Raw genomic sequence first — 25,475 nt, 5'->3', positions numbered from 1 at the left:
AGCTCTTGACCGGTCAGACCGGCCACTCATTTCCTGAGTAATCGGGAGGGGCTTCTCGGAATGTCACTCCACGAGAAGCGGATAAATTCTAGCGGGCACCACAGAGCATGTCCAGCTCTGGGCAACTGTTTGAATCTACCTCCCCACTCGACCCGTGTCAACGGGTCCCCGGGGGCGAAGAGAAGACTAGCAGGTCACCGGCGGTGCGCGCACATCAAGCGGCCATCGGAGCGGTCGCGCTGCGTTCAGAGGTCTCCAGGTCGCCCATGTCACCGGTTCTGGCCGCGCGGCCGCCCAGGACGAAGACGTAGGCGAGGAAGGCCAGCTCAGCGGCGATTCCGATGCCGATGCGGGCCCAGGTGGGCAGGCCCGACGGGGTGACGAAGCCTTCGATGGCTCCGGAGAGGAAGAGGACGAGGGCCAGCCCGATCGCCATGCCGATGGCGGCCCGGCCCTCCTCGGCGAGGGCCGTACGGCGGGTGCGTGGACCGGGGTCGATGACGGTCCAGCCCAGGCGCAGGCCCGTCCCGGCGGCGACGAAGACAGCGGTCAGTTCCAGCAGGCCGTGCGGGAGGACCAGGCCGAGGAAGGTGTCGAGCCGGCCGGCCGACGACATCAGGCCGAAGCCGACGCCCAGGTTGAGCATGTTCTGGAAGAGGATCCAGAGGACCGGGAGGCCCAGGAAGACGCCCAGGACGAGACAGAGCGCGGCGGCCTGGGCGTTGTTCGTCCAGACCTGGGCCGCGAACGAGGCGGCGGGATGGCTGGAGTAGTACGTCTCGTATTCGCCGCCCGGGCGGGTCAGCTCGCGCAGCTGGCTGGGGGCGGCTATCGACGACTGCACCTCCGGGTGCGTACCGATCCACCAGCCCAGGAGGACCGCGACCGCCGTGGACAGCAGTGCGGTCGGTACCCACCACCGGCGCGAGCGGTACACCGCGGCCGGAAAGCCCTGGCCCAGAAAGCGGGTCACGTCGCGCCAGGAGGCACGGCGCGTGCCTGTGACGGCGCTACGCGCGCGTGCCACCAGCTGGCTGAGCCGACCGGTCAGCTGGGGGTCGGGGGCACTGGACTGGATCAGCGAGAGATGGGTGGCGGTGCGCTGGTACAGGGCGACGAGTTCGTCCGCTTCGGCGCCGTTGAGACGGCGCCGTCGGCGCAGCAGGGCGTCGAGGCGGTCCCACTCGGCTCGGTGGGCGGAGACGAAGACGTCCAAGTCCATCGGTAGTGCCTGCTCCTCGGCCGGTCGTCGGCTGGTCGTCGGCCGTTGGTCGACCGCTCATTGCTGCTGTCAGCTTGTCCTACTGGCGCACGATGCGCCCTCAGCTTGGCAGACTTGCGGTTCTCGGGGCGGACCAGGGGAAGGACGACGGGTGTGAGTGAGCTGGTGACGGGCGAGGCGGTGGCGCTCGAACTACGCCCCGCCAAGCTGCCGAGCAGGGCACTGGCGGTGTTGCTCGACCTGACCGTGGCCATGCTCGTCTATATCGCCGTGGCCACGGTGCTGGTGGCGTCGACGGCGTCCCTGGACGACGCGGCACAGATGGCGCTGTCGATCGCGTCGTTCCTGCTGGTACTGGTGGGCGGGCCGATCGCCGTGGAGACGCTCAGCCATGGGCGCTCGCTGGGGAAGATGGCGTGCGGGCTGCGGGTGGTACGGGACGACGGCGGGCCGATCCGGTTCCGGCATGCGCTGATGCGCGGGGCGCTCGGTGTCGTGGAGATCCTGGTGACGTTCGGGGTGGTCGCGTGTATCGCCTCGCTGGTGTCGGCGCGAGGGCGGCGGCTCGGGGATGTCTTCGCGGGCACGCTGGTCGTGCGAGAGCGGGTGCCGGTCGGGCAGGCCCGTTTCGTGCCGCCTCCGCCGCCGTGGCTGGCGGGGCGTTTCTCGGCGCTCGACCTGTCCGCGGTGCCGGACGGTCTGTGGCTCGCGGTCCGTCAGTACCTGACGCGGATGCAGCAGCTCGACCCCCAGGTGTCGTGGGCGATGGCGGAGCGGCTGGCGGCCGACCTGGCGGCGCGCACGGGGGCCCCGGCACCGCAGGGTGTTCCGCCGGCCGCGTATCTGGCGGCGGTCGTGCAGGAACGTCAGGCGCGTGAGGCACGGAAGGCCTTCGGCGGCGGACCGGCCGTCGCGGGGACGTCCGCCGGTGGGGCGGCCTTCGGCGGTGTGCCCGATGCCGGTGGGGCGCCGTCCGGTTTTCCCGCGGCGGGCGGGGCGCCGGGCGGTCATGTCGCTCCGGTGGCGCAGCCGCCCGCGCCGGGCGCGTATACCCAGCCGCCGTCTTCGCCGCCGGTGGGGTACCCCGCGCAGGACGGTACGCGGGCTCCGGCGCCCGTCGCGCCGCCTGTGCCGCCGGCTGCGGGCGCGGCTCCGGCCGAGCGTCCGGCCACCGGCTTCGTGCCGCCTGCGTAGGCGGGTGACCCGGGTCAGCGGAAGGCCGACGGGGGTGATTCGAGGTCTTCCAGTTCGACGCCGGGTGCGGCAAGCACCACGTCGCCGGCGATGTGGACGGTGTGCCGTTCACCCGTGTCCAGGGCCGTGACCTGGTATTCGTCCACGGTCAGGGGGCCGTTGTCAGTGGCGTGTGCTTCGCTGTTCACCAAGGCCCAGGACTGGTCCACGGTGCGTGGGGCGAGGACCGGGTCCGTGAAGGCCACGAGGCGTACGCGGGTCGCGGAGGCGGAAGGGGTGAGGCGCAGAAGACGGGCGGTGGCGATGAGGAAGGCGGGGGAGGTGCCGGTGAAGGCGTGGGCGCGCACATTGCCTTCGGTCGCATGGGAGCCGGTGGGGTCGGTGCGGACCCAGGTGACGCCGTCGAGGGCGGCGCCGCGCACCTGCCAGCCAGCCGCGTGGAGTTCGAGGCGGATGGGGCGGCCGAGGTCGTCGATGGCGAGGTCGACGGAGCCGCTGGGTTCGCCCGAAGGGGTGGTCAGCCGGGAGACATAGCGCCAGCCGGAGGGGCCGGGGGCGCACTGGAAGTGCTCGTGTGCGAAGGGGGTGCGATCGTGCGGATCGAGGAGCGAATAGCGGCCGCGGGGCATGGGGGTCCTGGGGCTTGACGGGCTGGTGGTCCGGTCGGCTCGACGGACCGTCCCGGCCGGTGTGACGGCCGGTCGGACCAAAGGGGCAGGCCCCCGGCACGGGGGTGCGGGGGCCTGCCTCGGAGGGGCCGGCGCCGGAGGTGTGCGTCCGTGGCGGGACGCACACTCCCCGGGGATTCGCCTGTGGGGCGGTGCTCAGTAGCGGTAGTGGTCCGGCTTGTACGGGCCTTCGACCTTCACGCCGATGTACGCGGCCTGCTCGGGGCGCAGCGTGGTCAGCTTCACGCCGAGCGCGTCCAGGTGGAGGCGGGCGACCCGCTCGTCGAGGTGCTTGGGCAGCGTGTAGACGCCGGTCGGGTACTCGTCGGGCTTGGTGAACAGCTCGATCTGGGCCAGGGTCTGGTCCGCGAAGGAGTTGGACATCACGAACGACGGGTGACCGGTGGCGTTGCCCAGGTTCAGCAGGCGGCCCTCGGACAGCACGATGATCTTCTTGCCGTCCGGGAAGGTCCAGGTGTGGACCTGGGGCTTGACCTCGTCCTTGACGATGCCGGGGACCTTGGCGAGACCGGCCATGTCGATCTCGTTGTCGAAGTGGCCGATGTTGCCGACGATCGCCTGGTGCTTCATCTTGGCCATGTCCGAGGCCATGATGATGTCCTTGTTGCCGGTCGTGGTGATGAAGATGTCGGCCTTGTCGATGACCTCGTCCAGGGTCGTGACCTGGTAGCCGTCCATGGCCGCCTGGAGCGCGCAGATCGGGTCGATCTCGGTGATGATGACGCGGGCGCCCTGTCCGCGCAGGGATTCCGCGCAGCCCTTGCCCACGTCGCCGTAGCCGCAGACGACCGCGGTCTTGCCGCCGATCAGGACGTCGGTGGCGCGGTTGATGCCGTCGACCAGGGAGTGGCGGCAGCCGTACTTGTTGTCGAACTTCGACTTGGTGACGGCGTCGTTGACGTTGATCGCCGGGAAGAGGAGGACGCCGTCGCGCTGCATCTCGTACAGGCGGTGGACGCCGGTGGTGGTCTCCTCGGTGACACCGCGGATCTCGGAGGCCAGCTGGGTCCATTTCTGCGGGCTCTCGCCGAGGGTGCGGTGGAGCAGCTGGAGGATGACGCGGTGTTCGTCGGACTCGGCGGTCTCCAGGCCGGGGACCTTGCCGTCCTTCTCGTACTCGACGCCCTTGTGGACGAGGAGGGTGGCGTCACCGCCGTCGTCCAGGATCATGTTGGGGCCGCCGGTGGGGCTGTCCGGCCAGGTCAGCGCCTGCTCGGTGCACCACCAGTACTCCTCCAGGGTCTCGCCCTTCCAGGCGAAGACCGGGATGCCCTGGGGGTTGTCGGGGGTGCCGTTCGGGCCGACGGCGATGGCGGCGGCCGCGTGGTCCTGGGTGGAGAAGATGTTGCAGGAGGCCCAGCGGACGCGGGCGCCGAGGGCGACCAGGGTCTCGATGAGGACGGCGGTCTGCACGGTCATGTGCAGGGAGCCGGTGACGCGGGCGCCGGCGAGGGGCTGCGCCTCGGCGTACTCCTTGCGGATCGCCATGAGGCCCGGCATCTCGTGCTCGGCGAGGGTGATCTCCTTGCGGCCGAACTCGGCCAGGGAGAGGTCGGCGACCTTGAAGTCCTGTCGGTTGTCGACAGTTGTCATTGCGAGCTGCTCCTCGGGGGTTGGGTCGAGGTGGGTACGGCTGGTCTGCGCGGCGGCGGACACAGGGGTGCCCGAAAGGGGGACACAGGCATGCCCACGTACGCGCAGCGCAGTCCGTCGGAGGCCCTCTCTCCCTCGGTCGGCCCGTACCGGGGCCGCCCGACCGCCATCAGCAGCGACGTCTGGCTCCGTCCCAAGCTACACCGGAGGGCGGGGCCGTCCCCAGTCGGTCTGCGAACACTTCACGCCTTTCCCGGGGCGTCCGGGGACGGCGGCGCCGGGGGCGGGGCCGGGGGTCAGTGCTCGGCCGCGTGTGGGGTGGGGCCGCCGGGGGCGGCTTCCGGGTCGGGGCCGCGGGTGGCTTCGGCCTCGCTGTAGATGTCCGGTTCCAGGTAGATGACCCGGGCGATGGGGACGGCGGCGCGGATGCGGGCCTCGGCGGCGTCGATGGCGTCGGCGACCTCGGTGGCCGTGTCGTCGTGCTGGACCGCGATCTTGGCGGCGACCAGCAGTTCCTCGGGGCCGAGGTGGAGGGTCCGCATGTGGATGACGCCGGTGACGGTGTCGCCGTCGGTGATCGCGGCCTCGATCTTCTTGACGTCCTCGACGCCGGCGGCCTCGCCGAGGAGCAGCGACTTGGTCTCGGCGGCGAGGACGAGGGCGATGAGGACGAGCAGGACACCGATGCACAGTGTGCCGATGCCGTCCCAGATGCCGTCGCCGGTGAGCAGGGCCAGGCCGACGCCGCCGAGGGCGAGGACCAGGCCGATCAGGGCGCCGAAGTCCTCCAGGAGGACCACCGGCAGCTCGGGGGCCTTGGCCCGGCGGATGAACTGCGGCCAGGAGAGCTTGCCGCGCTGCTCGTTGGACTCCTTGATGGCCGTGCGGAAGGAGAAGCCCTCGGCGATGATCGCGAAGACGAGGACGCCCACCGGCCAGTACCAGTGCTCCAGCTCATGCGGGTGGCGGATCTTCTCGTAGCCCTCGTAGACGGCGAACATGCCGCCGATCGAGAAGAGGACGATCGAGACGAGGAAGGCGTAGATGTAGCGCTCGCGGCCGTAACCGAAGGGGTGCTGCGGGGTCGCCTCGCGCTGGGCCTTCTTGCCGCCGATGAGCAGCAGGAACTGATTGCCGGAGTCGGCGAGGGAGTGCACACCCTCGGCGAGCATCGACGACGAGCCGCTGAACGCGAACGCCACGAACTTCGCTACCGCGATCGCGAGGTTGGCGCCGAGTGCCGCCACGATCGCCTTGGTGCCGCCTGACGCGCTCATGTGTCCGCGTTGTCCCTTCGCCTACGTACGTCTACGCCGTCCAGGCCGGTGCCGGTCGTCTTTGCCCGTCCTTTGCCGGTGGGCCATTCTTGCAGCCCCGCCGGGTGGTGGTGCGGGAGGTGTCCACAACCTCGGTCGGATCGTCGGACAAGTCCGGTCAGAGCCGTACGGTGGCCCGGAAGAGGGTGCCGGTTCCGGATGTCTCCGCTTTCTCGGCCGCCGGTACGAACACGGACTGTCCGGGGGTCAGCTCGTGCTCGCCCGCCCGTACGGAGCCGGCCGTGCACAGCAGGATCTGCGGGGTCGGCAGGGTGAGGTCGTGGGTGGTGCCGCCGGCCGGCAGGACGTACCGGGAGAGCCGGAACTCGTCGATCGGGGTCTCGTAGACCTCCTCGCCGTCCGGGGACGCCTCCGGGCGGAGCACGCCCGCATCGCCCGGCTCGAAGCGGACGATGCGCAGGAGCTCCGGGACGTCGACGTGCTTGGGGGTGAGGCCGCAGCGCAGCACGTTGTCGGAGTTGGCCATGATCTCGACACCGAGGCCGCTCAGATAGGCGTGCGGGATGCCGGCGCCGAGGAACAGGGCCTCGCCGGGCTGGAGGCGGACGTGGTTGAGGAGCATGGCCGCGATGACGCCGGGGTCGCCCGGGTAGTGGTGGGCGATGCCCGCGTAGGGCGCGTACTCGCCGCCGAGCCGGGCGCAGGCGCCGGCGGCCTGGGCGACGGTGTGGGCCATCTCGTCGCGATCGGCGGTGAGGATCGCGGTAAGGACCTCGCGCAGCGCCGCGTCCTTGGGGCGGGCGTGCAGCAGGTCGACGTACGGCTTGAGGGAGTCGACGCCGAGGCCGTCGAGCAGGCCGGCGGCGCGCAGCGGGTCGCGGAAGCCGCACAGGCCGTCGAACTCGGTGAGCGCGCAGATCAGTTCGGGCTTGTGGTTGGCGTCCCGGTAGTTGCGGTGCGGGGCGTCCACCGGGATGCCGCGCCGCTCCTCGTCCGCGTAGCCCTGCCGGGCCTGTTCCAGGTCGGGGTGGACCTGGAGGGAGAGCGGGGCGCCGGCCGCGAGGATCTTCAGCAGGAACGGCAGGTGCGGGCCGAACTTGGCGACCGCCTCCGGTCCCAGCTCCCGCTTCGGGTCCGCGTCGATGACGTCGACGAGCGCGCCGCGCGTGGTGCGCGAGGGCGCGCCGGGGTGGGCGCCCATCCACATCTCCGCCTGTGGTTCGCCGGTCGGCTCGACGCCGAGGAGCTTCGGGATGGCGGTGGCCGAACCCCAGGCGTAGGGGCGGATGGTGTTGTCGAGGCGGTCCATGGGTTCTCTCTGCCGGGTGTTTGCTGCGTGGTGTCGCGGTGTACGTCTCGGGTTCGTCCCGCGTACGGCCGGTCGGGCGTGGGCTACCAGATCAGGCCCCCGAAGCGAGCGCCAGGTAAACGGCGGCGAAATCCGTCATGGCGATCAGCTCGGCAAGGGTCTCCAGTTCGTCGCCGGGTTCCGGTTCCAGTTCGCTGACGGGTGTGTCGTGGCTGAGGGCCAGCTCACGGGCGGCCGGGGCGGCGGTGAGGCCGCCGATGGGCCGGTCGCGGAGCAGCACCACGCGCGCGTGCAGCGCGGCCGGTTCCTCGACCCGGTCGCGGAAGAAGTCGTCCGGATCGGCGCTGGCGGCGAGTGGGCCGGCGAGCAGGGCGCTGTGGGCGGCAACCGCCTCGGGGAGTTCGGCGACCAGGGCGGGCCGGCCGGCCAGTTCGGCGAGGGCGGCGGCGAAGCGCCGGCCCGCGGGACCGGCCGCCGCGCCCTCCGTCCAGATCACCGGGAGCGCGTCGGCGAGTTCAGCGGCGAGCGTCTTGGCGGGGTTGCTGTACGTCACGATGGCCGGGCCGCACCGCTCGGCGATGTGGTCGAGGCGGTCGGCGGCCTTCTCCAATGCCTCGGGCGGGGCGGTGACCAGGCCGATGCGGTCGAGGAGGGCGAGCAGCGGGGTGAGCAGCGCCCACAGGACGCCCGGGGAGGACGCGGCGAGCGGTTCCTCCTGGTCGTAGGGTGCCGTCGCCATCGGTACGAACAGGCCGTGCGCGCCGGTGACCGCCTCGCCGAGCGGGGTGCGGGCGGGGGCCACGGCGACGACCGAGCAGCCGCGGCGGTATGCCTGGTCGGCGAGGAGCGAGAGGCTGGGTTCGGTGCCGTCCGGGGTGGCGATCAGCAGCAGGTCGACGGAGCCGGCCCAGCCCGGCAGTTCCCAGCGCAGGGCGCCGGCGGCGGGGGCGACGCCTGAGGGGGCGAGCCGGATGACGGGGCTGCCGGGGCCGGCGAGCGAGCCGAGGAGGTCGGCGGCGTGGGTGGCGGCGGCGCCGGGTCCTGCGATGAGGACCGACCGGGGCCGGCCGTCCGGCTTGAGGTCGCCGATGCCGGCCTCGACGGCCTGGCGGGCGGCGGTGCGCACGCGGGCGCCGGCTTCCGCGGCGCCCCGCAGGAGACCTCGGCGGTCGGCCTCGGCGAGGCCTTCCGGGGTGTCGAGCAGCGATTCGTCGAGCATGGGTGACAGCCTCCGGTGCGCCGGGGTCCTGGGTGAGGGCTCGTCTGTGCGGTGGGCGCCTTGGGCGGCCGTGCTCCCGGGGATCCCGGGCCGACCGCCGGTCCCGGGCGGGGCTCGTCGTCAGGCGGGGCGGCGGGCCTCGTCGACGAGGAGGACCGGGATGCCGTCGCGGACGGGGTACGCGAGGCCGCAGTCCTGACCGGTGCAGATCAGCTCGGTGTCCTGCTCCTTGAGGGGAGCGTGGCAGGCCGGGCAGGCGAGGATCTCCAGGAGGCCGGCTTCGAGCGGCATGGGGTGTCCCTTCGGGCGGATGCGGGCGTGCACTGATGTGCCTGGTCAGGGTACCGCCGTGAGGGCGACCCGCGGGGGCCGGGCGAGCGCTGCCCCGCGGCCCGGCACCGGACGACAGGCGGAGCCCGGGCGCGGCCCGGCGCCCGGCCGCGTGGCGGCGCGATGGGGGGCGGGGCTGCCGTGCAGGTGGGGGCCCGCCCCGGGGGCCGCGGGGTCGGATGTCAGCCTCGGATGATGGCCAGCGCCTCGTCGCGCACCTTGGCCATGGTCGCCTCGTCGCGGGCCTCCGCGTTCAGCCGCAGCAGGGGTTCCGTGTTGGAGGGGCGGACGTTGAACCACCAGTCGGCGGCGGCCACGGTGAGTCCGTCGAGGTCGTCCAGGGTGACGTCCTCGCGCGTCGCGTAGGCGGCGCGGAGCGCGGCGAGGCGGGCCTTCTGGTCCGCGACCGTGGAGTTGATCTCGCCGGAGCCGGCGTAGCGGTCGTACTGGGCGACGAGGGCGGACAGCGGGCCGTCCTGGCCGCCGAGGGCCGCGAGGACGTGCAGGGCCGCGAGCATGCCCGTGTCGGCGTTCCAGAAGTCCTTGAAGTAGTAGTGCGCGGAGTGCTCGCCGCCGAAGATCGCGCCCGTGCGCGCCATCTCCGCCTTGATGAACGAGTGGCCGACCCGGGTGCGCTGCGGGGTGCCGCCCTGCTCCTTGACGACCTCGGGGACCGACCAGGACGTGATCAGGTTGTGGATGATCGTGCCCTGCCCGCCGTTGCGGGCGAGTTCACGGGCGGCCACCAGGGCGGTGATCGCCGACGGGGACACGGGGTCGCCGTGCTCGTCGACGACGAAGCACCGGTCGGCGTCGCCGTCGAACGCGATGCCGAGGTCTGCGCCCTCCTCGCGCACCCGCTTCTGCAGGTCCACGAGGTTGGCGGGGTCGAGCGGGTTCGCCTCGTGGTTCGGGAAGGTGCCGTCCAGTTCGAAGTACATCGGGACCAGGGTCAGGGGCAGGCCGGCGAAGACCGTGGGGACCGTGTGCCCGCCCATGCCGTTGCCCGCGTCGACGACGACCTTCAGGGGGCGGATGGAGGTCAGGTCGACGAGTGAGCGCAGGTGCGCCGCGTACTCCTCCAACGTGTCGCGTCCGGTGATGGTTCCCGGCCGCGCGGCGGGCCGCGGGGCGCCCGACTCCAGCCAGCCCTCCGCCAGTTCGCGGATCTCGGCGAGGCCGGTGTCCTGGCCGACCGGCGCGGCGCCCGCGCGGCACATCTTGATGCCGTTGTACTGCGCCGGGTTGTGCGAGGCCGTGAACATGGCGCCCGCGAGGCCGAGGGCGCCCGAGGCGTAGTACAGCTGGTCGGTCGAGCACAGGCCGATCTCGGTGACGTCGACGCCGCGGGCCGCCGCGCCGCGCGCGAAGGCGCGGGCCAGGGCGGGCGACGACGGTCGCATGTCGTGGCCGGTCACGATCGCCCGGGCGCCGGTCACCTGGACGAACGCCGCGCCGAAGAGTCCGGCCAGCGTTTCGTCCCACTGGTCCGGGACCACTCCGCGTACGTCGTACGCCTTTACGATCTGCGACAGATCAGCAGCCACGGCCAACCCTCCTGAAGTCCTATCGGTCAGCACAAACTACCCGCCCGGACCTGCGGCGCGCTGTGCGGACCGCGGGTGGCCGCGTTGAGCGTGCCGCCGAGGTCAGGGCAGCATCCAGTCCAGGACCGGCGTGCTCTGGCCGACGACGATCAGGCACATCACGAGGAGCAGTCCCGCGCTCCAGGGCAGCACCCGGCGCAGCAGGTCGCCCTCGCGGCCGGCCAGGCCGACGGCGGCGCAGGCGATGGTGAGATTCTGCGGTGAGATCATCTTGCCGAGGACGCCGCCGGAGCTGTTGGCTGCGGCGAGCAGTTCGGGCGACAGGCCGGACTCGCGGGCGGCGCTCACCTGGAGGGCGCCGAAGAGGGCGTTGGCCGAGGTGTCCGATCCGGAGACGGCCACTCCGAACCAGCCGAGGACCGGCGAGAGGAAGGCGAGTCCGGCGCCGGCCGCGGCCACGAACTGGCCGATCGTCGCCGCCTGCCCGGAGAGGTTCATGACGTAGGCGAGGGCCAGCACGGACGTCACGGTGAGGATCGCGAACCTCAACTCGCGTACGGTCGCGGCCCACTCGCGCACCGCCACGCGCGCGTGCACCCCGAGTACGGCGGCGGTGCACACCCCGGCGAGCAGCACGAGCGTGCCGCCCGTGGAGACGACGGGCCAGCCGAAGACGTTCCCGGCGACCGGGGTGCCGTCGGGGGCGGCGACGTCGAGGAAGGGCCAGTCGTACGTCTGGGTCGCCCTGGCGAGCAGGTCCTTGACGGCCGGGATCTGGGCGACGGAGAAGATCACCACGATGAACGCGTAGGGGGCGTAGGCGCGCAGCACCTCGGGGCGTGGGTCGGTCTCGTCCAGATCGTCGCTGCGGGCACCGGTCAGCACGGACGCGCGGACGGCCTCGGTGGCGGGTACCCGCGCGTGCGGTACGGCGACCAGGGCGCCGGCGCCGGCCAGGGAGGCGGCGATGTCGGCGAGTTGTGCGGAGAGGTGGTTGGCGGCGGCGAACTGGGCGACGGCGAAGGCGACTCCGCACGCCAGGGCGGGCACCCAGGTCTCGCGCAGACCGCGCCGTCCGTCGACGAGCCCGACCAGGACGAGCGGCACCACCAGGGCGAGCAGCGGGGTCTGCCGGCCGACGACGGAGGCGACGGAGTCCAGCGGCAGCCCGGTGACCTGGGCGAGCGTCACGACCGGGGTGCCCATGGCGCCGAAGGCGACGGGCGCGGTGTTGGCGACCAGGCAGACCACGGCGGCGCGCACCGGGTCGAAGCCGAGGGCGACCAGCATGACCGAGCAGATGGCGACGGGTGCGCCGAATCCGGCCAGGGCCTCCAGGAGGGCGCCGAAGCAGAACGCGACCACCAGGGCCTGGATGCGCGGGTCGTCGGAGAGCCGTCCGAAGGAGCGGCGCAGGATGTCGAAGTGCCGGGTGCGGACGGTCATCCGGTAGACCCACAGGGCGTTGACGACGATCCACAGGATCGGGAAGAGGCCGAACGCGGCCCCTTGGACGGCGCTGGAGAGGGTCTGCTCCAGTGGCATGCGGTAGGCGAGCCAGGCGACGAGAACGGCCGCCAGGAGGCCGATGAGGCCCGCCAGATGCGCCTTCATGCGGACGCCGCCGAGCAGGACCAGGACGATGACGAGCGGCAGGGCCGCGACGAGTGCGGACAGGGCGAGCGACGCGGCGACGGGTTCCAGTTGCTGGACGTACACGGGGGGCCTCCCCGGCTTCCGTCAGTTTCCGTCATGCGGAAAGCGAATTCTCGTTCCGGCTGACGGAATGGTCGTGTCCGCGACAACCGTGCGTCAATGGGTGTGCGCGGATCCGCGGCGGGCTCCCCGGGGGATCAGTTGTCCGGTGAGCGCAGCACCCGCAGATGGCCGCGGCGGGCGACCTCCATCGGGTCCGCCGCGCGTCCCCCGCCGCCGCCCGCCTCGGCCGCCCGCTCCTGGGGGCGTGCCGCCTCCCGTACGGCGTTGGCCAGCGCCTCCAGGTCGTCGCCGCTGGGGCGGGCCGGGGCCGAGCCGTCGAGGAGCCGGACCACCTCCCAGCCGCGCGGGGCGGTCAGCCGCTCGGAGTGCTCGGCGCACAGGTCGTAGCAGTGGGGTTCGGCGTAGGTGGCGAGCGGGCCGAGGACCGCGGTCGAGTCGGCGTAGACGTACGTCAGCGTCGCGACGGCGGGTCGGCCGCAGGCGGTGCGCGAACAGCGACGTACAGGGCTCACGATGTTGGACGGTACCGCACTCTTGAGCGGGCCGCGACGACTCTCCACCAGGTCACTCCACCGTGTCGTGCTGTGAAACGCCCCACACACCTCCCCGATCAGGCCCTGCTGACCTGCGCGAACCGCGTCGCGGACGGGACCCGGCGCACCGGCATCCGGTCATGAGTCGGTACAAACACCGTCAATTGGCTTGAGCTCGGCGGTCTCGGAGAGATACGGAAACGTGCTCAACCTTGGCTGGAATGGTCATCACGCGACATGCGGCACAGGCCGCACGGCCCGCGGTCCGGTTGCCGCGTGGGGACCGGCGGGCACATCGCGCGAGGACTACGCTTCACCAGTGATGGACAACCGTGTACCGCCCCGTGCCACCGGCCCCGGGCCCCGTCGTCGTGACCGCCACGGGCGCGGCATGCGCGGGCCCATCGCCCCGCCGCAGGTGCCGCTCGCGGCCAGCCGCGCCGAGGCGTTCGCGGACCTGGTGCAGGACTCCGTGGAACGGCTCGAACGACGGTGGCCGCAGCTCGCCGACATCGATTTCCTGGTGCTGGAGGTGCCCCGGCTGGAGGGGCGCCCCGGGGACGTCTGGAGCGACGACGCCGTGCCGCTCGGCGGGACGCTGCCCGCGCACGACGGGCGCCCGGCGCGCGTGGTGGTGTACCGGCGCCCCGTGGAGATCCGCACGAAGGGGCGGGACGAGCGGGCGGCGCTGGTGCACGAGGTCGTCGTGGAACAGGTCGCCGAGCTGCTGGGGCTCACTCCGGAGACCGTCGACCCCCGGTACGGCGAGGACTGATCCCACTCCCCGCACCGCGCCAGCGCGGCTACCCCCACCGCCCGCTCTGCTTCCCCACCGCTCCCGCCCCGTTTCCCCCCACCACGCCCGCCCGGTTTCCCCCGCCACGCCCGCCCGGTTTCCCCCGCCACGCCCGCCCGGTTTCCCCCACCACGCCCGCCCGGTTTCCCCCACCACGCCCGCCCGGTTTCCCCCACCACGCCCGCCCTGGTCGCGCCTACTTCTGCAGCACCGACAGGTCCTGGTCCGCCTCCGGCACCGCGACCGTCCCCCGGTCGTCCGGGAGCGTCTGGACCGTGAAGCCGGCGACGCCGGACTCCGTGGCGGTCAGGGTGCGGGAGGCGTACACCGGGCCGCCGGAGACGGTCTCCACGGTCAGGGCGTACGTGCCCTTCAGTCCGGCCGGGGCCGGGATGTCGAGGTCCTGGGTCGTGCCCGCCTTGATCGGATAGGTCTTCGTCACCGCGCTGCCGCCCTCGCTGCCCGCCGACGCCGTGACCTTGACCTGGGCGGCGGCGGTGGGGGCGGTGACGGACAGGGTGGTGTCCTTGGCGCCGTTGCCGACGGCCGTCGCGCGCGGGCCGACGGGCGCGGTGGCGGGGATGAAGGCCGTCTCCTGCCCCTCGCCCTTGCCGCGTATCACGCGCAGGGCGGCGACCACCGGCACCGACCGGTCCGTCGCCGACAGGACCAGGGAGCCCGCCTCGCCCCGGGTGACCTCGCCCAGGTCGACGGCCGTGGTCATGCCCGACTTCACATGCAGCGTCTCGTTCCCCGCCGGGGTGATCAGACCGGCCGGGGAGGCCAGGCGGATCTTCAGGTCGGCGTCGGAGTCCGCGGGGGTGAAGGCGATCAGGCGGACGGAGGTGGCGTCCTTCGGGATGCCGGGCAGCACCAGCGTACCGGCCGGGTCGGCGGACGCGGCCAGCCAGTCGCCGCCGTTCTTGGCGTGCAGGGCCTGCACGGCCGCGCCGACCCGCCCGCTGCGCACGTTGACGTGCAAGGTCAGATCGGCCTGCTGCTGGTCGGCCAGCGTGGACAGCAGGACGGGCTTGCTGGAGTGCGGCGGGACCGTGATGCCCTCCCCCGCCGTGGACTTGACCGCGCCGTCCTTGCCGTACAGCTCCAGGTCGACGACGGCCGCGCCGTCGTCGGGGTTGGTGAGGTGTACGTAGTCGGTGCGGTCGGCGTCCGTGCCGACGCCCGGGAACCAGAACTCGGTGTCCGGTGCGGTGCAGGTGACGCCCTGGAGGCCGCGGCCCGTGCCGGCGGCGACCGCGGTGGTCTCCTGGACGGTCCAGCCGGGCGCGAACTTCCCCTCGGCGGTGCCGACGAGCGCTGTGCCGTCGGCACCGGAGGTGTCGCCGGTGGCCGGGGTGCCGGGCTTCTCGGGGGTGAGCACCGGCTTGGCGGTCTTCTTCTTGGTGTCCTTGCCCTTCCTGGTGTCGCCCGTGCCGTCCGCCGACTCCTCGGTCGCCCCCTGGAGCTGGGCCTTCCCGTCGCTCGTCGCGCCCTTGGTGACCGGCGTGAAGGACGTGTACGACGTCTCGGCGATGTCGGAGAGGCTGGGTGCGGGACACAGCAGGCTCGTGCGCTCCACGGGCAGCTCGACGGCCGCCTCGGCGGTGGTCGTGCCGGCCGCGTCCGGGGTCTCCAGCGCGGCGAATCCGGTGACGGCGGCCAGCGCGACCGTGCCGGCGATCAGGGACAGGGTCGTGCGCTTCACTGCTGGCTCCCGTCGGGGCGCTCACTGCCGGTGCCGTGGGGGTGCGGCTGCTGGGGCGGCTGGGGCTGGGCCGGGTCGTATCCGGCGTGGTATCCGGGGTCGTAGCCCTGCTGGTACGTCGGGTCGTACGCGCCCTGCTGGGACTGCCCGCCGTACCCGTACGGGTCGTACTGGCCGCTCTGGTACGGGTCGGCCTGGTACGCCTGCTGGTCGTAACCGCCCTGGTACGCCTCGGCGCCCTGGTACTGGCCGCCGTAGTACTCGGCGCCCGCGTAGGCCGCCGGTTCGCCTTCCCAGGCGGGTGTGTCCTCGGCCGGGGGCGTCCCCGAGTCGTAGGACTGCTGGTGCGGTACGGCCGCGGGGGCCTGGGGTGCGGGCGGCGGTGTGCCGTCCGGGTCGGTCCCCTCGGGTGCGCCGGACGCCTCGGCCTCCGCCTGGGCCCGCAGACGGCGAGCGCGGCGGCCCTCACCGGTGACGGCCTCGGCGCCCGCGGCCTCCTCCTCGGGCAGGTCGTCGTCGACGTCGCGGCGGCGGCCGGGCAGGGCGAGCACGACCAGGACGACGGCGAGCGCGCCCTGGGCCCACAGCCAGGCGGTGTGGCCGAACGGGTCGTCGTAGGTGACGTCCAGCGTGCCGCCGCCGGCGGGGAGTTCGAAGCCCTGGGCCCAGCCGTCGACCGTGGTGCGGGTGAGCGGCTTGCCGTCCAGGGTGGCGCTCCAGCCGTCGGCGGCGGTGTCGGCCAGGCGCAGGACGCGGCCGTCGGAGCCGGACGGGATCGTGGTGTGGATCTCCACGGGCCCGGCGGCGACGGGCTGCGGGCTGCCCGCGCCGTCGGCGGAGACGATCGCAGCGCGCGAGACCGGCCGGTCGACGCGCCACAGCGCGCTGCCGTGCTGCTGGCTGAGCCTGCTCAGGCCGGGCGTGGCGTCGAGCACGCGGCTGACCTCGCGGGGCGCGCCCTTGTGGACCAGGACGTAGCGGACGGCAAAGCCGCCGAGCTGGTCCACCTGGTCGGCGCCGGAGCCGGCGACGAGGTTGGCGACGACCTTGTCGAGGGTCGCGTTCTCGCCGTCGGCGACGGCGAGTTCGGCATCGCCCATGCGGACGCCGGAGCCGCGCACGAGGGTGTAGCGCACGTGCGCCCCGGAGTCGCTGTCGAGGACCAGGGTGCGGGCCTGGTCACGGGTGCCGCTCTCCTCGGCGACGAACGCGGGCACCTGCACCGGGTCGCGCCGCTGCACCGGCCCGTCGGCGCCGCGGATCATCCAGCCGGCGGCGACCAGCAGCGGTCCGGCCGCGGCGGCGAAGGCGATCAGCGCGGCGACCGGCTGGCGCCAGCCGAAGCTCTGCTCGGCCACGCGTGCGCGTGCCCCGTCGGCGCCGAGCGCGGCGGCGGCCAGGAGCGCGATGCCGTAGACGAGGGTGGCGGGCCCGGCCCAGGCGGAGCCGTTGGACAGGGCCGCGAAGAAGAGCGCGACCAGGGCCGCCACCCAGGCGGTGCGGATGCCCAGTTGGCGCTCGGAGCGCAGCAGCGCGGCCAGCGCGGCCAGGACCAGACCGATGAGCATCAGCCCGTGCACCGTGCCGGGGCCGCCCGGGCTGGCGCCGAGCAGGTCGAGCGCGGAGGCGGCCGAGGAGCCGTACTCCAGTCCGGCCTCCTGGAAGAAGCCGGACGGGAACAGCGTCAGCGACCAGGGCGCGAGGATCAGCAGCGGGGTGCCCAACTGGGCGAGAAAGCGCAGGCCGCCTGCGACGAGGTCGGAGCGGCGCACGGCCAGCACGCCGACGCCGAGGATCAGGGCGATGGGCCACACGATCGGCGTGAAGGCGGTGGCCACGGTCAGCAGCAGGGCGTACGCCCAGGTGGCGCGCCAGCTGCCGCGCGCGTCCGGGCCGTGCGCCAGGCCGCTCGCGGCGATGCCCGCGCGGGCGATCAGCGGCAGCAGCACGGCCAGCACCGCGGTGCCGATCCGGCCGCCCGCGAGGGCGCCGGTGGCGGCGGGCAGGAACGCGTAGGCGACGGCCGCCCAGGCGCGCAGGAGGCGGGAGGTGACGAGCGGCCGGGAGGCGAAGTACGCGGTGAAGCCGGCCAGCGGCACCGAGCAGACGAGCAGGACGGTGACCGCGAGGCCCGTCGAGCCGAAGAGCAGGGAGGCGAGCAGCGCCACGATCGCGAGGTAAGGCGGCGCGGACGGGGTGCCGCCGGCGCCGACCGGGTGCCAGGCGTCCAGGTAGCGCGACCACAGCTCGCCGGAGTCGGCCGGTGCGGGCAGCAGGGCGCCGCCGGACAGGGCGCCGCCGCCGAGCAGGGAGCGGCAGGCGGCCAGCGAGACGAGCAGCAGCACCAGGAAGAGCACCGGTCCGGGCTTGCGGGCGATGCGCTTGAGGCGGGCGAACTGTTCGATCTCCAGGAAGTCCGCGTCGTCGCCGCCGGGGCCTGACTCCACCGCGCCGCCGTGTCGTCCGGCCGAGGACGCCTCGGGGTCGGAGGAGCCGAAGAGGTTGCCCGCGACCTGCTCCACGGTGGCCCGCACGGTCGCGCCGGGCGGCGGGAACAGCGGGCGCAGTTCGGCCTTGTCGATCCGGGGACGGCCGCGGCTGCGCCGGCCCGCGGCGATCCGCTCGGGCCGCAGCAGCACGCCCAGCAGGCCGCGGACCTCGTCCACGGCCTGCCCGGGGACCTTGCCGACGAGATAGGCGACGGTCCGCAGGATGGTGCCGAGCAGGAGGCGCAGCAGGATCCAGGGCAGCACCGCCGTACGGGCGTTGACCAGGAGGGTGTAGGCGGCGCCCGCCTTGTCGACCTTGTGCGGTGAGGCGGCGGTGCGGCCGACGCAGTCGACGGTGCGGCGCTCGCGGGAGGCGGCCTCGGCGTGCCGCACGACGGCCTCGGGGGCGATCAGGACGCGGTGGCCGGCAGCGTGGGCGCGCCAGCACAGGTCGACGTCGTCACGCATGAGGGGCAGCCGGCGGTCGAAGCCGCCCAGTTCCTCGAAGACGTCGCGCCGGATCAGCATGCCGGCGCTGGAGACCGACAGGACGCGCTGCACGTGGTCGTGCTGCCCCTGGTCCTGTTCGCGGCGGTCGAGGCCGGTCCAGCGGCGGCCGGAGTTGGCGATGCTGACGCCGACCTCCAGGAGCTGCCGGCGGTCGTACCAGCCGCGGAGCTTGGGGCCGACGACGGCGACGTCGTCGCGGCCCAGCTCCATCTCGTTGTCGACCACGCGCAGCAGCTGGGCGAGGGCGTCGGGCTCGGGGGCGCAGTCGTCGTGCAGCAGCCACAGCCACTGGACCGGTTCCCCGTGCGGCAGTTCCGGCATGTCGTAGGCGTCGTCGCGCCAGCTGCGCGTGACGGGGTCCCAGCCGCTGGGGCGCTTCAGATACGGCAGGTCGTCCGGGGTGAGCGACGGTGCGGCGCGGTGGGCCTCCTCGACGGCCTGGCCGAAGCCGGTGCGGCGGGCGAGGTGCAGGACGCGGTCGGCGCCGAGCGCGTCGGTGACGAGCTGGGCGGAGTCGTCCGCGCTGCCCGTGTCGGCCGCCACCGCGTACTGGACGGGCCGCTCCTGGCCGAACAGCCCGGCGAGCGCGTCGGGCAGCCAGCGGGCGCCGTCATGGGAGACGAGCACCGCGGTCACCACGTGACGCGGAAACTCGGGCGGGCGGGCGGGATCGAACGCTGCCGGGCCGGCAGGGTCGAACGCTGCTGCGGCAGCGGCGTCTTGACGGGCTGCCGTATGGCTGTGCACGGACATCGAGGTACGGGCCCCGGTTCGGTGGACTGTGGTGGACGCCTGTGCCCCGAGGGGGCACGGGGGCGTCTCGGACGAGCGACCACACTATCGGCTGGGCATGCCGACGGCCCGCCGCCTGTGGATAACCCACCTGCTACGGGCCGTTCGTGACCTCGGTACGTGAAGGTTCTGTGCCGCGCGAAGCTGTTCGGAGCTATTCGGAGCTGTTCGAAGCTGTTCGGGGCTATTCGGATCAGACGGCCGCCTTCTTCAGGCGGCGGCGTTCACGCTCGGACAGGCCGCCCCAGATGCCGAAGCGCTCGTCGTTGGCGAGGGCGTATTCCAGGCACTCGGAGCGGACCTCGCAGGCGAGACAGACCTTCTTGGCCTCTCTGGTCGAGCCGCCCTTCTCGGGGAAGAAGGACTCGGGGTCGGTCTGGGCGCACAGCGCGCGCTCCTGCCAGCCGAGTTCCTCGTCCGCGTCGTCGACCAGCAGTTGCTGCACCAGCTCGGTCATGTGCGCCCCTCGTCTGTCTTTCACGTCCCCGTGTGGTGGCCGTTACCGATTTCGGCTGAACGACACGAGTGAAATTACAAGTGTGCTGCTCCGGGCGAGTCAAGCCGAGATCTGCTATTGGGCCCGTTATTCACTCTGCGGAACCAAGGCCGTGCGGAAAGTGTTCAAATCGCCATAAACCTTGACACGCCGAGGGGGCCCGGGCGGGCCGCCGACCTCGTACAGGCATCCGTACGGAGAAGGACGCCCAGGAGTTCGATCGCGTTCCGACGAGACTCGCACTCCCGGATGTGCGCCATGTCTCCCGGACACCCGGTGAGCAAACCTTTCCCCCCTCAGATGAACCGGATGAGGTGAAGCATGTGCCACATTTCGGACGTCGAGTTGACAGTGCGGGTGTGAACCGCTGTCCTTGTGGGCATGCTCGCGCATTCGGCACTCGTCCTGACCCGCTCCGCCGGGTCGCACGGAGCTGCCCGCGCTCGCTGTAGCTGTTGTCTGCGTTGTCTGCGTCATCTGCGTTCCGGCTGTTGAGTCACCCGCGCTCCGGCCGCCCCTACGCCTCCGCTTCGTAGGCACTTCTTTCTCGTACCACCCTTCCTTCGCTTCGCCGTTGCAGAAGCCGCCCCTTGTTTTCCTGCCGATGTCCTGCTTCCCGCCGATTTCCTGCCGAGGACCCACAGCACCCCCATGAACAGCGAGAACGACCTCCAGATCGCCGGCGACCTCCTCGAAGTCCCGCACCTGCTCCAGCCACCGCGCGAGCACCCGGCCACCGTCGCCGAGTTCGCCGGCCTCGCCCGCGCGGTCGCGGCCGACCGCGCCCAGTGGGCACACCTCGTCCGGTACGACGCGACGACCCGCTGGTACCACCGGCTGCGCACCGGCCCCGGCTACGAGGTGTGGCTGCTGTCGTGGGTGCCGGGCCAGGGCAGCGGGCGGCACGACCACGGCCGCTCCTCCGGAGTGCTGACGGTCCTGGAGGGCGCGCTGACCGAGCGGACACGGCGGGGCACCCGCGTCCTGACGCCGGGCGTGCAACGGGTGTTCGCCCCGGGCTATGTGCACGAGGTGCTCAACGACACGTTGGAGCCCGCGGTCAGTCTGCACGTCTACCACCCGGGCCTCACGGAGATGCCCATGCACACCGCCCCGCACTGCGAGGCGCACGTCGAGCCGCGTCCGGTGACCGCCTGACGCGTTGTCGTACCCGGCTGACACACTGTTTCCATGCGCATTGTGGTTCTGGCAGGCGGCATCGGCGGTGCCCGGTTCCTGCGCGGTCTGAGGCAGGCCGCGCAGGACGCGGACGTCACGGTCATCGGCAACACCGGCGACGACATCCACCTCTTCGGGCTGAAGGTCTGCCCGGACCTCGACACGGTGATGTACACGCTCGGCGGCGGCATCAACGAGGAGCAGGGCTGGGGTCGGGCCGACGAGACCTTCCACCTCAAGGACGAACTCGCGGCGTACGGGGCCGGCCCCGGGTGGTTCGGGCTCGGCGACCGGGACTTCGCCACGCACATAGTGCGGACGCAGATGCTGGGCGCCGGCTATCCGCTGAGCGCGGTGACCGAGGCGCTGTGCGACCGCTGGAAGCCGGGCGTACGGCTGATCCCGATGACCGACGACCGTGTCGAGACGCATGTGGCGGTCGAGATCGACGGCGAGCGCAAGGCCGTCCACTTCCAGGAGTACTGGGTGCGGCTGCGCGCCTCCGTTCCCGCCGAGGCCGTCGTGCCGGTCGGCGCCGAGCAGTCCAAGCCGGCGCCGGGTGTCCTGGAGGCGATCGCCGAGGCGGACGTGATCCTCTTCCCGCCGTCCAACCCGGTCGTCTCCGTCGGCACCATCCTGGCCGTGCCCGGCATCCGGGAGGCGATCGCCGACGCCGAGGTGCCGGTGGTGGGCCTGTCCCCGATCGTCGGGAACGCGCCGGTGCGCGGGATGGCCGACAAGGTGCTCGCGGCGGTGGGCGTGGAGTCCACGGCCGCGGCGGTCGCCGAGCACTACGGCTCGGGGCTGCTCGACGGCTGGCTGGTCGACACGGTCGACGCGGACGCGGTCGAGCGGGTGGAGAGCGCCGGCATTCGCTGCCGGGCCGTGCCGCTGATGATGACCGACGTGGACGCGGCCGCGCAGATGGCGCGTGCGGCGCTGGCACTCGCGGAGGAGGTGCGGGGAGCGTGAGCGACGAGACGATCCCGCGGCGGTCCGGACCCGACGACACCGCCGGCACCGGCGCGGCTGACGGGACTGCGGCCGACGTGGTCGGTGGGCGTGCGGTCGGCGCGGCTGACCGGAGTGACGACGGCGCGGCTGACCGGAGTGACGACGGTGCGGCTGACGGGACTGCGGTCGGCGCGGCTCGCGGGAGTGCGGGTGGTGGGGTAACTGGTTTTCGGGTGTGGGCGCCTGACGGGATTCCCGAGGTGCAGCGCGGTGACGACATCGGCAAGCTGATCGCCGCCGCCGAACCCGGCCTGCGCGACGGGGACGTGCTGCTCGTCACGTCCAAGATCGTGTCCAAGGCGGAGGGACGCGCCGTCGAGGCGGCCGACCGGGAGGCGGCGATCGACGCGGAGACGGTACGGGTCGTGGCCCGGCGCGGCCCGCTGCGGATCGTCGAGAACCGGCAGGGCCTGGTCATGGCCGCCGCCGGGGTCGACGCCTCCAACACCCCGGCCGGGACGGTGCTGTTGCTGCCCGAGGACCCGGACGCTTCCGCGCGCGCGATCCGCGACGGACTGCGCGACGCCCTCGGCGTGGACGTCGGGGTCGTGGTGACCGACACGTTCGGACGGCCCTGGCGCGCGGGGCTCACGGACGTGGCGATCGGCGCCGCGGGCGTGCGGGTCCTGGACGATCTGCGGGGCGGCACGGACGCGTACGGCAACCCGCTCAGCGCCACCGTCGTCGCCACGGCGGACGAACTGGCCGCAGCGGGCGACCTGGTGAAGGGCAAGGCGGACGGGCGGCCCGTGGCCGTGCTGCGCGGGCTGCCCCACCTGGTGGCCGGGGAGCACGGGACGGGCGCGCGGGCCCTGGTGCGCGACGCGCGCGACGACATGTTCCGGCTCGGCACCTCCGAGGCGGTACGGGAGGCGGTCACCCTGCGGCGTACCGTGCGGGCCTTCACCGACGAGCCCGTCGACCCCGGGGCGGTACGGCGGGCGGTGGCCGCCGCGGTGACCGCGCCCGCCCCGCACCACACGACGCCGTGGCGGTTCGTGCTGCTGGAGTCGGCCGGTGCCCGGACCCGGCTGCTCGACGCCATGCGGGACGCCTGGATCGCTGACCTGCGCCGCGACGGCAAGAGCGAGGAGTCGATCGCGAAACGGGTGCGCCGCGGGGAGGTGCTGCGCGGGGCGCCCCATCTCGTGGTGCCGTGCCTCGTCATGGACGGCTCGCACACCTACGGGGACGCGCGGCGCGACGGTGCCGAGCGGGAGATGTTCGTGGTCGCCATGGGCGCGGGTGTGCAGAACTTCCTCGTCGCGCTGGCCGGGGAGCGGCTGGGGTCGGCGTGGGTGTCGTCGACGATGTTCTGCCGGGACGTGGTGCGGGAGGTCCTGGGGCTGCCCGGCAACTGGGATCCGATGGGCGCGGTGGCCGTCGGGCACCCGGCTGAGCCGCCCCGGGCCCGCCCGGTGCGTGAGGCGTCGGCGTTCGTGGAAGTACGCTGACGGTGCCGTATGAGCGCCTGGTCTCGTACGTGTCGTAGGACCACTCCGGCAACTCTGGGACCCCACCGTGGCAGGACGCTTCGCTCCGCGGCCCACGCGTACGACCGTGCGCGGCGGGCAGGTCGCCGTGCCCGCGGGCGTGCCGCGGCAGGCCGGGCCGGCTCCGGGACGGGTTCGGACGTGGGCGCCGGACGGGCCGCTCGATCTCGGGCTGGTCCTCGGGCCGCTGAGGCGCGGGCCGGCGGACCCCACGTTCCTGGCCACGCCGGACGGGTCCGTGTGGCGGGCCAGCAGGACGCCCGACGGGCCCGGGACGCTCCGGGTGTCCGCGTACGGCGACGGGGTGCGCGGGCAGGCGTGGGGGCCGGGGGCGGACTGGCTGCTGGAGCGGTTGCCCGTGCTGTGCGGCGCGGCGGACGACCCCGACGCGTTCGCGCCGCGGCACCGGCTGGTGGCCGTCGCCGGGCGCCGGCGGCCGGGGCTCAGGCTCACCAGGACCGGGCTGGTGCTGGAGTCGCTGATCCCGTCGGTCCTGGAGCAGAAGGTCACGACCGGTGAGGCGTACCGGGCGTGGCGGCTGCTGGTGCGCACGTACGGGGAACCGGCGCCGGGACCCATGGCCGGGCGCCTGTGGGTGATGCCCGCGCCGCGGACGTGGGCGCTGATCCCGTCCTGGGAGTGGCATCGGGCCGGGGTCGACGACAAACGGGCGTCGACGATCCTGCGGGCAGTGCGGGTCGCCGCGCGGCTGGAGGAGGCGGCCGGCATGGAACCGGCGGACGCGCAGGCCCGGTTGGAGCTCGTGCCGGGGATCGGGCCGTGGACGTCGGCGGAGACGGTGCAGCGCAGTCATGGGGCGCCGGACGCGGTGACCGTGGGGGATCTGCATCTGCCGGGGATCGTCGGCTGGGCGCTCGCCGGGGACCGGTACGCGGACGACGCGGTGATGCTGTCGCTGCTGGAGCCGTACGCGGGCCAGCGGCACCGGGCCGCCCGCCTCATCCTCCTGAGCGGAAGGACACCGGCCCGCCGAGCCCCCCGCATGCCCCGCGCAGACATCGGCCGACTGTAGCCCCCAGCGCCCGAACCACCACCCTGCGCCGCGGCAGCCTGAGCCAACGACAACACCCGGCACCGCCATGCCCGACGGCGCCCACGTCACGCTGCGGCCGGCGAGCGGGAGTTGACGGTGTTTTTGTTGTCGGTGCTCCCGCCCTTGTCGTCGTTGTCGCCAAGCCGGTCCGGGTGGATGGGTCCGGGGGGCGTTACTGGTCCGGGGAGAAGCGGAGCGCGCCTGCTGGGATGCGGGCGTCGCACCATACGCGGGCGCCCTCGCGGAGTTCGTTGTCGGCGCCGATCACCGCGCCGTCGCCGATGACCGTGCCGGTCAGGACGGAGCGTTCGCCGACCCGGGCGCGGGTGCCGATCAGCGAGTCGGTGATGACGGCGCCGGGTTCGATGACCGCGCCGGGCAGGATCGTGCTGCCGAACACACGGGCGCCGCCGGCCACGAGGGCGCCCTCGCCCACCACCGTGCCGCCTGTCAGCTTCGCGTCCGGCGCGACCCGCGCCGTCGGCAGCACCAGCCGGTCCCCGCAGCGGCCGGGGACGGCCGGCGAGGGAACCCGGCCCAGCACCAGGTCGGCCGAGCCGCGCACGAAGGCCGCCGGGGTGCCCAGGTCGAGCCAGTACGTCGAGTCCACCATCCCCTGCAGATGGGCCCCGGCCGACAGCAGGTCCGGGAAGGTCTCGCGCTCCACCGACACCGGGCGGCCCGCCGGGATCGTGTCGATCACCGAGCGCCGGAAGACGTACGCCCCGGCGTTGATCTGGTCGGTGACGATCTCCTCGGGGGTCTGCGGCTTCTCCAGGAACGCGAGGACGCGGCCCGTGTCGTCGGTGGGCACCAGACCGTAGGCGCGCGGATCGGTCACCTGGGTCAGGTGCAGGGAGACATCGGCGCCCGTCGACTCGTGCGTGTCCACCAGCGCCCCGATGTCGAGGCCGGTGAGGATGTCCCCGTTGAAGACCAGCACCGGGTCGTCGGGCCCCGAGCGCAGGCGCGCGGCCACGTTGCGGATCGCGCCGCCCGTGCCCAGCGGCTCCTCCTCGGTGACGTACTCGATGTGCAGGCCGAGCGCCGCGCCGTCGCCGAAGTACGGTTCGAAGACCTCGGCGAGATAGCTCGTGGCGAGGACGATGTGGTCCACGCCTGCCGCTCGCGCCCGGGCCAGTTGGTGGCTGAGGAACGGAACCCCGGCGGCCGGGACCATGGGCTTGGGCGTGTGCACCGTGAGCGGACGCAGCCGGGTGCCCCTGCCGCCGACCAGGAGGATGGCTTCTGTCACCTGTCGTCTCCGCTTCCTGCCGGGACCGGCCGAACTGTCTTCCGGCCGGTCAGTGTATGC

At 73.1% G+C, this 25,475-nt stretch carries 20 protein-coding genes; 6 read left to right on the top strand and 14 right to left on the bottom strand.

The features are described 5' to 3' along the window. Positions 1-214: 214 nt before the first annotated feature. Complete coding sequence (locus AC27LF_RS37995) at positions 215-1,222, bottom strand: stage II sporulation protein M (protein WP_479662340.1); 1,008 nt, start codon at positions 1,220-1,222, stop codon at positions 215-217. Between the two features lie 153 nt (positions 1,223-1,375). On the opposite strand from AC27LF_RS37995, the gene AC27LF_RS37990 reads away from it, so the two are divergent. Continuing rightward, positions 1,376-2,416: an RDD family protein gene (locus AC27LF_RS37990; protein ID WP_479662339.1), complete on the top strand. Its 1,041-nt coding sequence runs from the start codon at positions 1,376-1,378 to the stop codon at positions 2,414-2,416. A gap of 14 nt (positions 2,417-2,430) precedes the next feature. On the opposite strand, the gene AC27LF_RS37985 is transcribed toward AC27LF_RS37990, so the two are convergent. From AC27LF_RS37985 to AC27LF_RS37945, 9 genes are all read right to left on the bottom strand, one after another. Further along, positions 2,431-3,045: a hypothetical protein gene (locus AC27LF_RS37985; protein WP_479662338.1), complete on the bottom strand. Its 615-nt coding sequence runs from the start codon at positions 3,043-3,045 to the stop codon at positions 2,431-2,433. Between the two features lie 195 nt (positions 3,046-3,240). Further along, entirely contained in the window at positions 3,241-4,698 is a 1,458-nt protein-coding gene (gene ahcY, locus AC27LF_RS37980) for an adenosylhomocysteinase (protein ID WP_479662337.1), read from the bottom strand. Positions 4,699-4,994: 296 nt separating this feature from the next. Next, entirely contained in the window at positions 4,995-5,975 is a 981-nt protein-coding gene (locus AC27LF_RS37975) for a cation diffusion facilitator family transporter (protein ID WP_479662336.1), read from the bottom strand. Positions 5,976-6,132: 157 nt separating this feature from the next. Further along, a complete protein-coding gene (gene manA / locus AC27LF_RS37970) occupies positions 6,133-7,284 on the bottom strand; it encodes a mannose-6-phosphate isomerase, class I (protein WP_479662335.1) in 1,152 nt (383 codons plus the stop codon). Positions 7,285-7,375: 91 nt separating this feature from the next. Next, positions 7,376-8,503: an SIS domain-containing protein gene (locus AC27LF_RS37965; protein WP_479662334.1), complete on the bottom strand. Its 1,128-nt coding sequence runs from the start codon at positions 8,501-8,503 to the stop codon at positions 7,376-7,378. Positions 8,504-8,623: 120 nt separating this feature from the next. Continuing rightward, positions 8,624-8,794 (bottom strand): Trm112 family protein, encoded by a 171-nt coding sequence (locus AC27LF_RS37960; RefSeq protein ID WP_007382472.1) that lies wholly within the window; start codon positions 8,792-8,794, stop codon positions 8,624-8,626. A gap of 221 nt (positions 8,795-9,015) precedes the next feature. Beyond that, positions 9,016-10,380 carry a phosphomannomutase/phosphoglucomutase gene (locus AC27LF_RS37955; protein WP_479662333.1) on the bottom strand — a complete coding sequence of 455 codons (1,365 nt, stop codon included), beginning with the start codon at positions 10,378-10,380 and terminating at the stop codon, positions 9,016-9,018. Positions 10,381-10,482: 102 nt separating this feature from the next. Continuing rightward, positions 10,483-12,099, bottom strand: coding sequence for an L-lactate permease (locus AC27LF_RS37950; protein WP_479662332.1), 1,617 nt, complete (start codon positions 12,097-12,099; stop codon positions 10,483-10,485). 134 nt (positions 12,100-12,233) lie between these two features. Beyond that, positions 12,234-12,659: a DUF3499 domain-containing protein gene (locus AC27LF_RS37945; RefSeq protein ID WP_479662331.1), complete on the bottom strand. Its 426-nt coding sequence runs from the start codon at positions 12,657-12,659 to the stop codon at positions 12,234-12,236. A gap of 295 nt (positions 12,660-12,954) precedes the next feature. On the opposite strand from AC27LF_RS37945, the gene AC27LF_RS37940 reads away from it, so the two are divergent. Next, positions 12,955-13,407: a metallopeptidase family protein gene (locus tag AC27LF_RS37940; protein ID WP_479662330.1), complete on the top strand. Its 453-nt coding sequence runs from the start codon at positions 12,955-12,957 to the stop codon at positions 13,405-13,407. Positions 13,408-13,624: 217 nt separating this feature from the next. Here AC27LF_RS37940 and AC27LF_RS37935 read toward each other — a convergent pair whose 3' ends face one another. The 3 genes from AC27LF_RS37935 to AC27LF_RS37925 all read right to left on the bottom strand — a co-directional run bounded on the left by AC27LF_RS37935 (position 13,625) and on the right by AC27LF_RS37925 (position 19,381). Continuing rightward, the gene (locus AC27LF_RS37935; protein ID WP_479661211.1) at positions 13,625-15,133 is read right to left on the bottom strand and encodes a DUF5719 family protein; all 1,509 of its coding nucleotides are present in this window, start codon (positions 15,131-15,133) and stop codon (positions 13,625-13,627) included. Continuing rightward, positions 15,130-18,885, bottom strand: a complete 3,756-nt coding sequence (locus AC27LF_RS37930; protein ID WP_479661212.1) for a glycosyltransferase family 2 protein — start codon at positions 18,883-18,885, stop codon at positions 15,130-15,132. The genes AC27LF_RS37935 and AC27LF_RS37930 overlap by 4 nt, the downstream gene beginning before the upstream one ends. Before the next feature lie 232 nt (positions 18,886-19,117). Next, the gene (locus tag AC27LF_RS37925) at positions 19,118-19,381 is read right to left on the bottom strand and encodes a WhiB family transcriptional regulator (protein ID WP_003975777.1); all 264 of its coding nucleotides are present in this window, start codon (positions 19,379-19,381) and stop codon (positions 19,118-19,120) included. Positions 19,382-20,071: 690 nt separating this feature from the next. On the opposite strand from AC27LF_RS37925, the gene AC27LF_RS37920 reads away from it, so the two are divergent. The 4 genes from AC27LF_RS37920 to AC27LF_RS37905 all read left to right on the top strand — a co-directional run bounded on the left by AC27LF_RS37920 (position 20,072) and on the right by AC27LF_RS37905 (position 24,139). Continuing rightward, a complete protein-coding gene (locus AC27LF_RS37920) occupies positions 20,072-20,578 on the top strand; it encodes a cysteine dioxygenase (protein ID WP_479661213.1) in 507 nt (168 codons plus the stop codon). Positions 20,579-20,611: 33 nt separating this feature from the next. Continuing rightward, positions 20,612-21,571, top strand: coding sequence for a 2-phospho-L-lactate transferase (cofD, locus tag AC27LF_RS37915; RefSeq protein ID WP_479661214.1), 960 nt, complete (start codon positions 20,612-20,614; stop codon positions 21,569-21,571). Positions 21,572-21,786: 215 nt separating this feature from the next. Next, positions 21,787-23,067, top strand: coding sequence for a coenzyme F420-0:L-glutamate ligase (locus tag AC27LF_RS37910; protein ID WP_479661215.1), 1,281 nt, complete (start codon positions 21,787-21,789; stop codon positions 23,065-23,067). Positions 23,068-23,134: 67 nt separating this feature from the next. Beyond that, the gene (locus tag AC27LF_RS37905; protein WP_479661216.1) at positions 23,135-24,139 is read left to right on the top strand and encodes a DNA-3-methyladenine glycosylase family protein; all 1,005 of its coding nucleotides are present in this window, start codon (positions 23,135-23,137) and stop codon (positions 24,137-24,139) included. 193 nt (positions 24,140-24,332) lie between these two features. Here the strand turns inward: AC27LF_RS37905 and manB are convergent, their stop codons facing one another. Beyond that, positions 24,333-25,415 (bottom strand): mannose-1-phosphate guanylyltransferase, encoded by a 1,083-nt coding sequence (manB, locus tag AC27LF_RS37900; RefSeq protein ID WP_479661217.1) that lies wholly within the window; start codon positions 25,413-25,415, stop codon positions 24,333-24,335. Between the last annotated feature and the right edge of the window lie 60 nt (positions 25,416-25,475).

The sequence above is a fragment of the Streptomyces diversicolor genome (genome assembly GCF_057537855.1).
The sequence above is the reverse complement of the archived record's forward strand: the minus strand, read 5'-3'. Positions and strand labels throughout refer to the sequence as shown.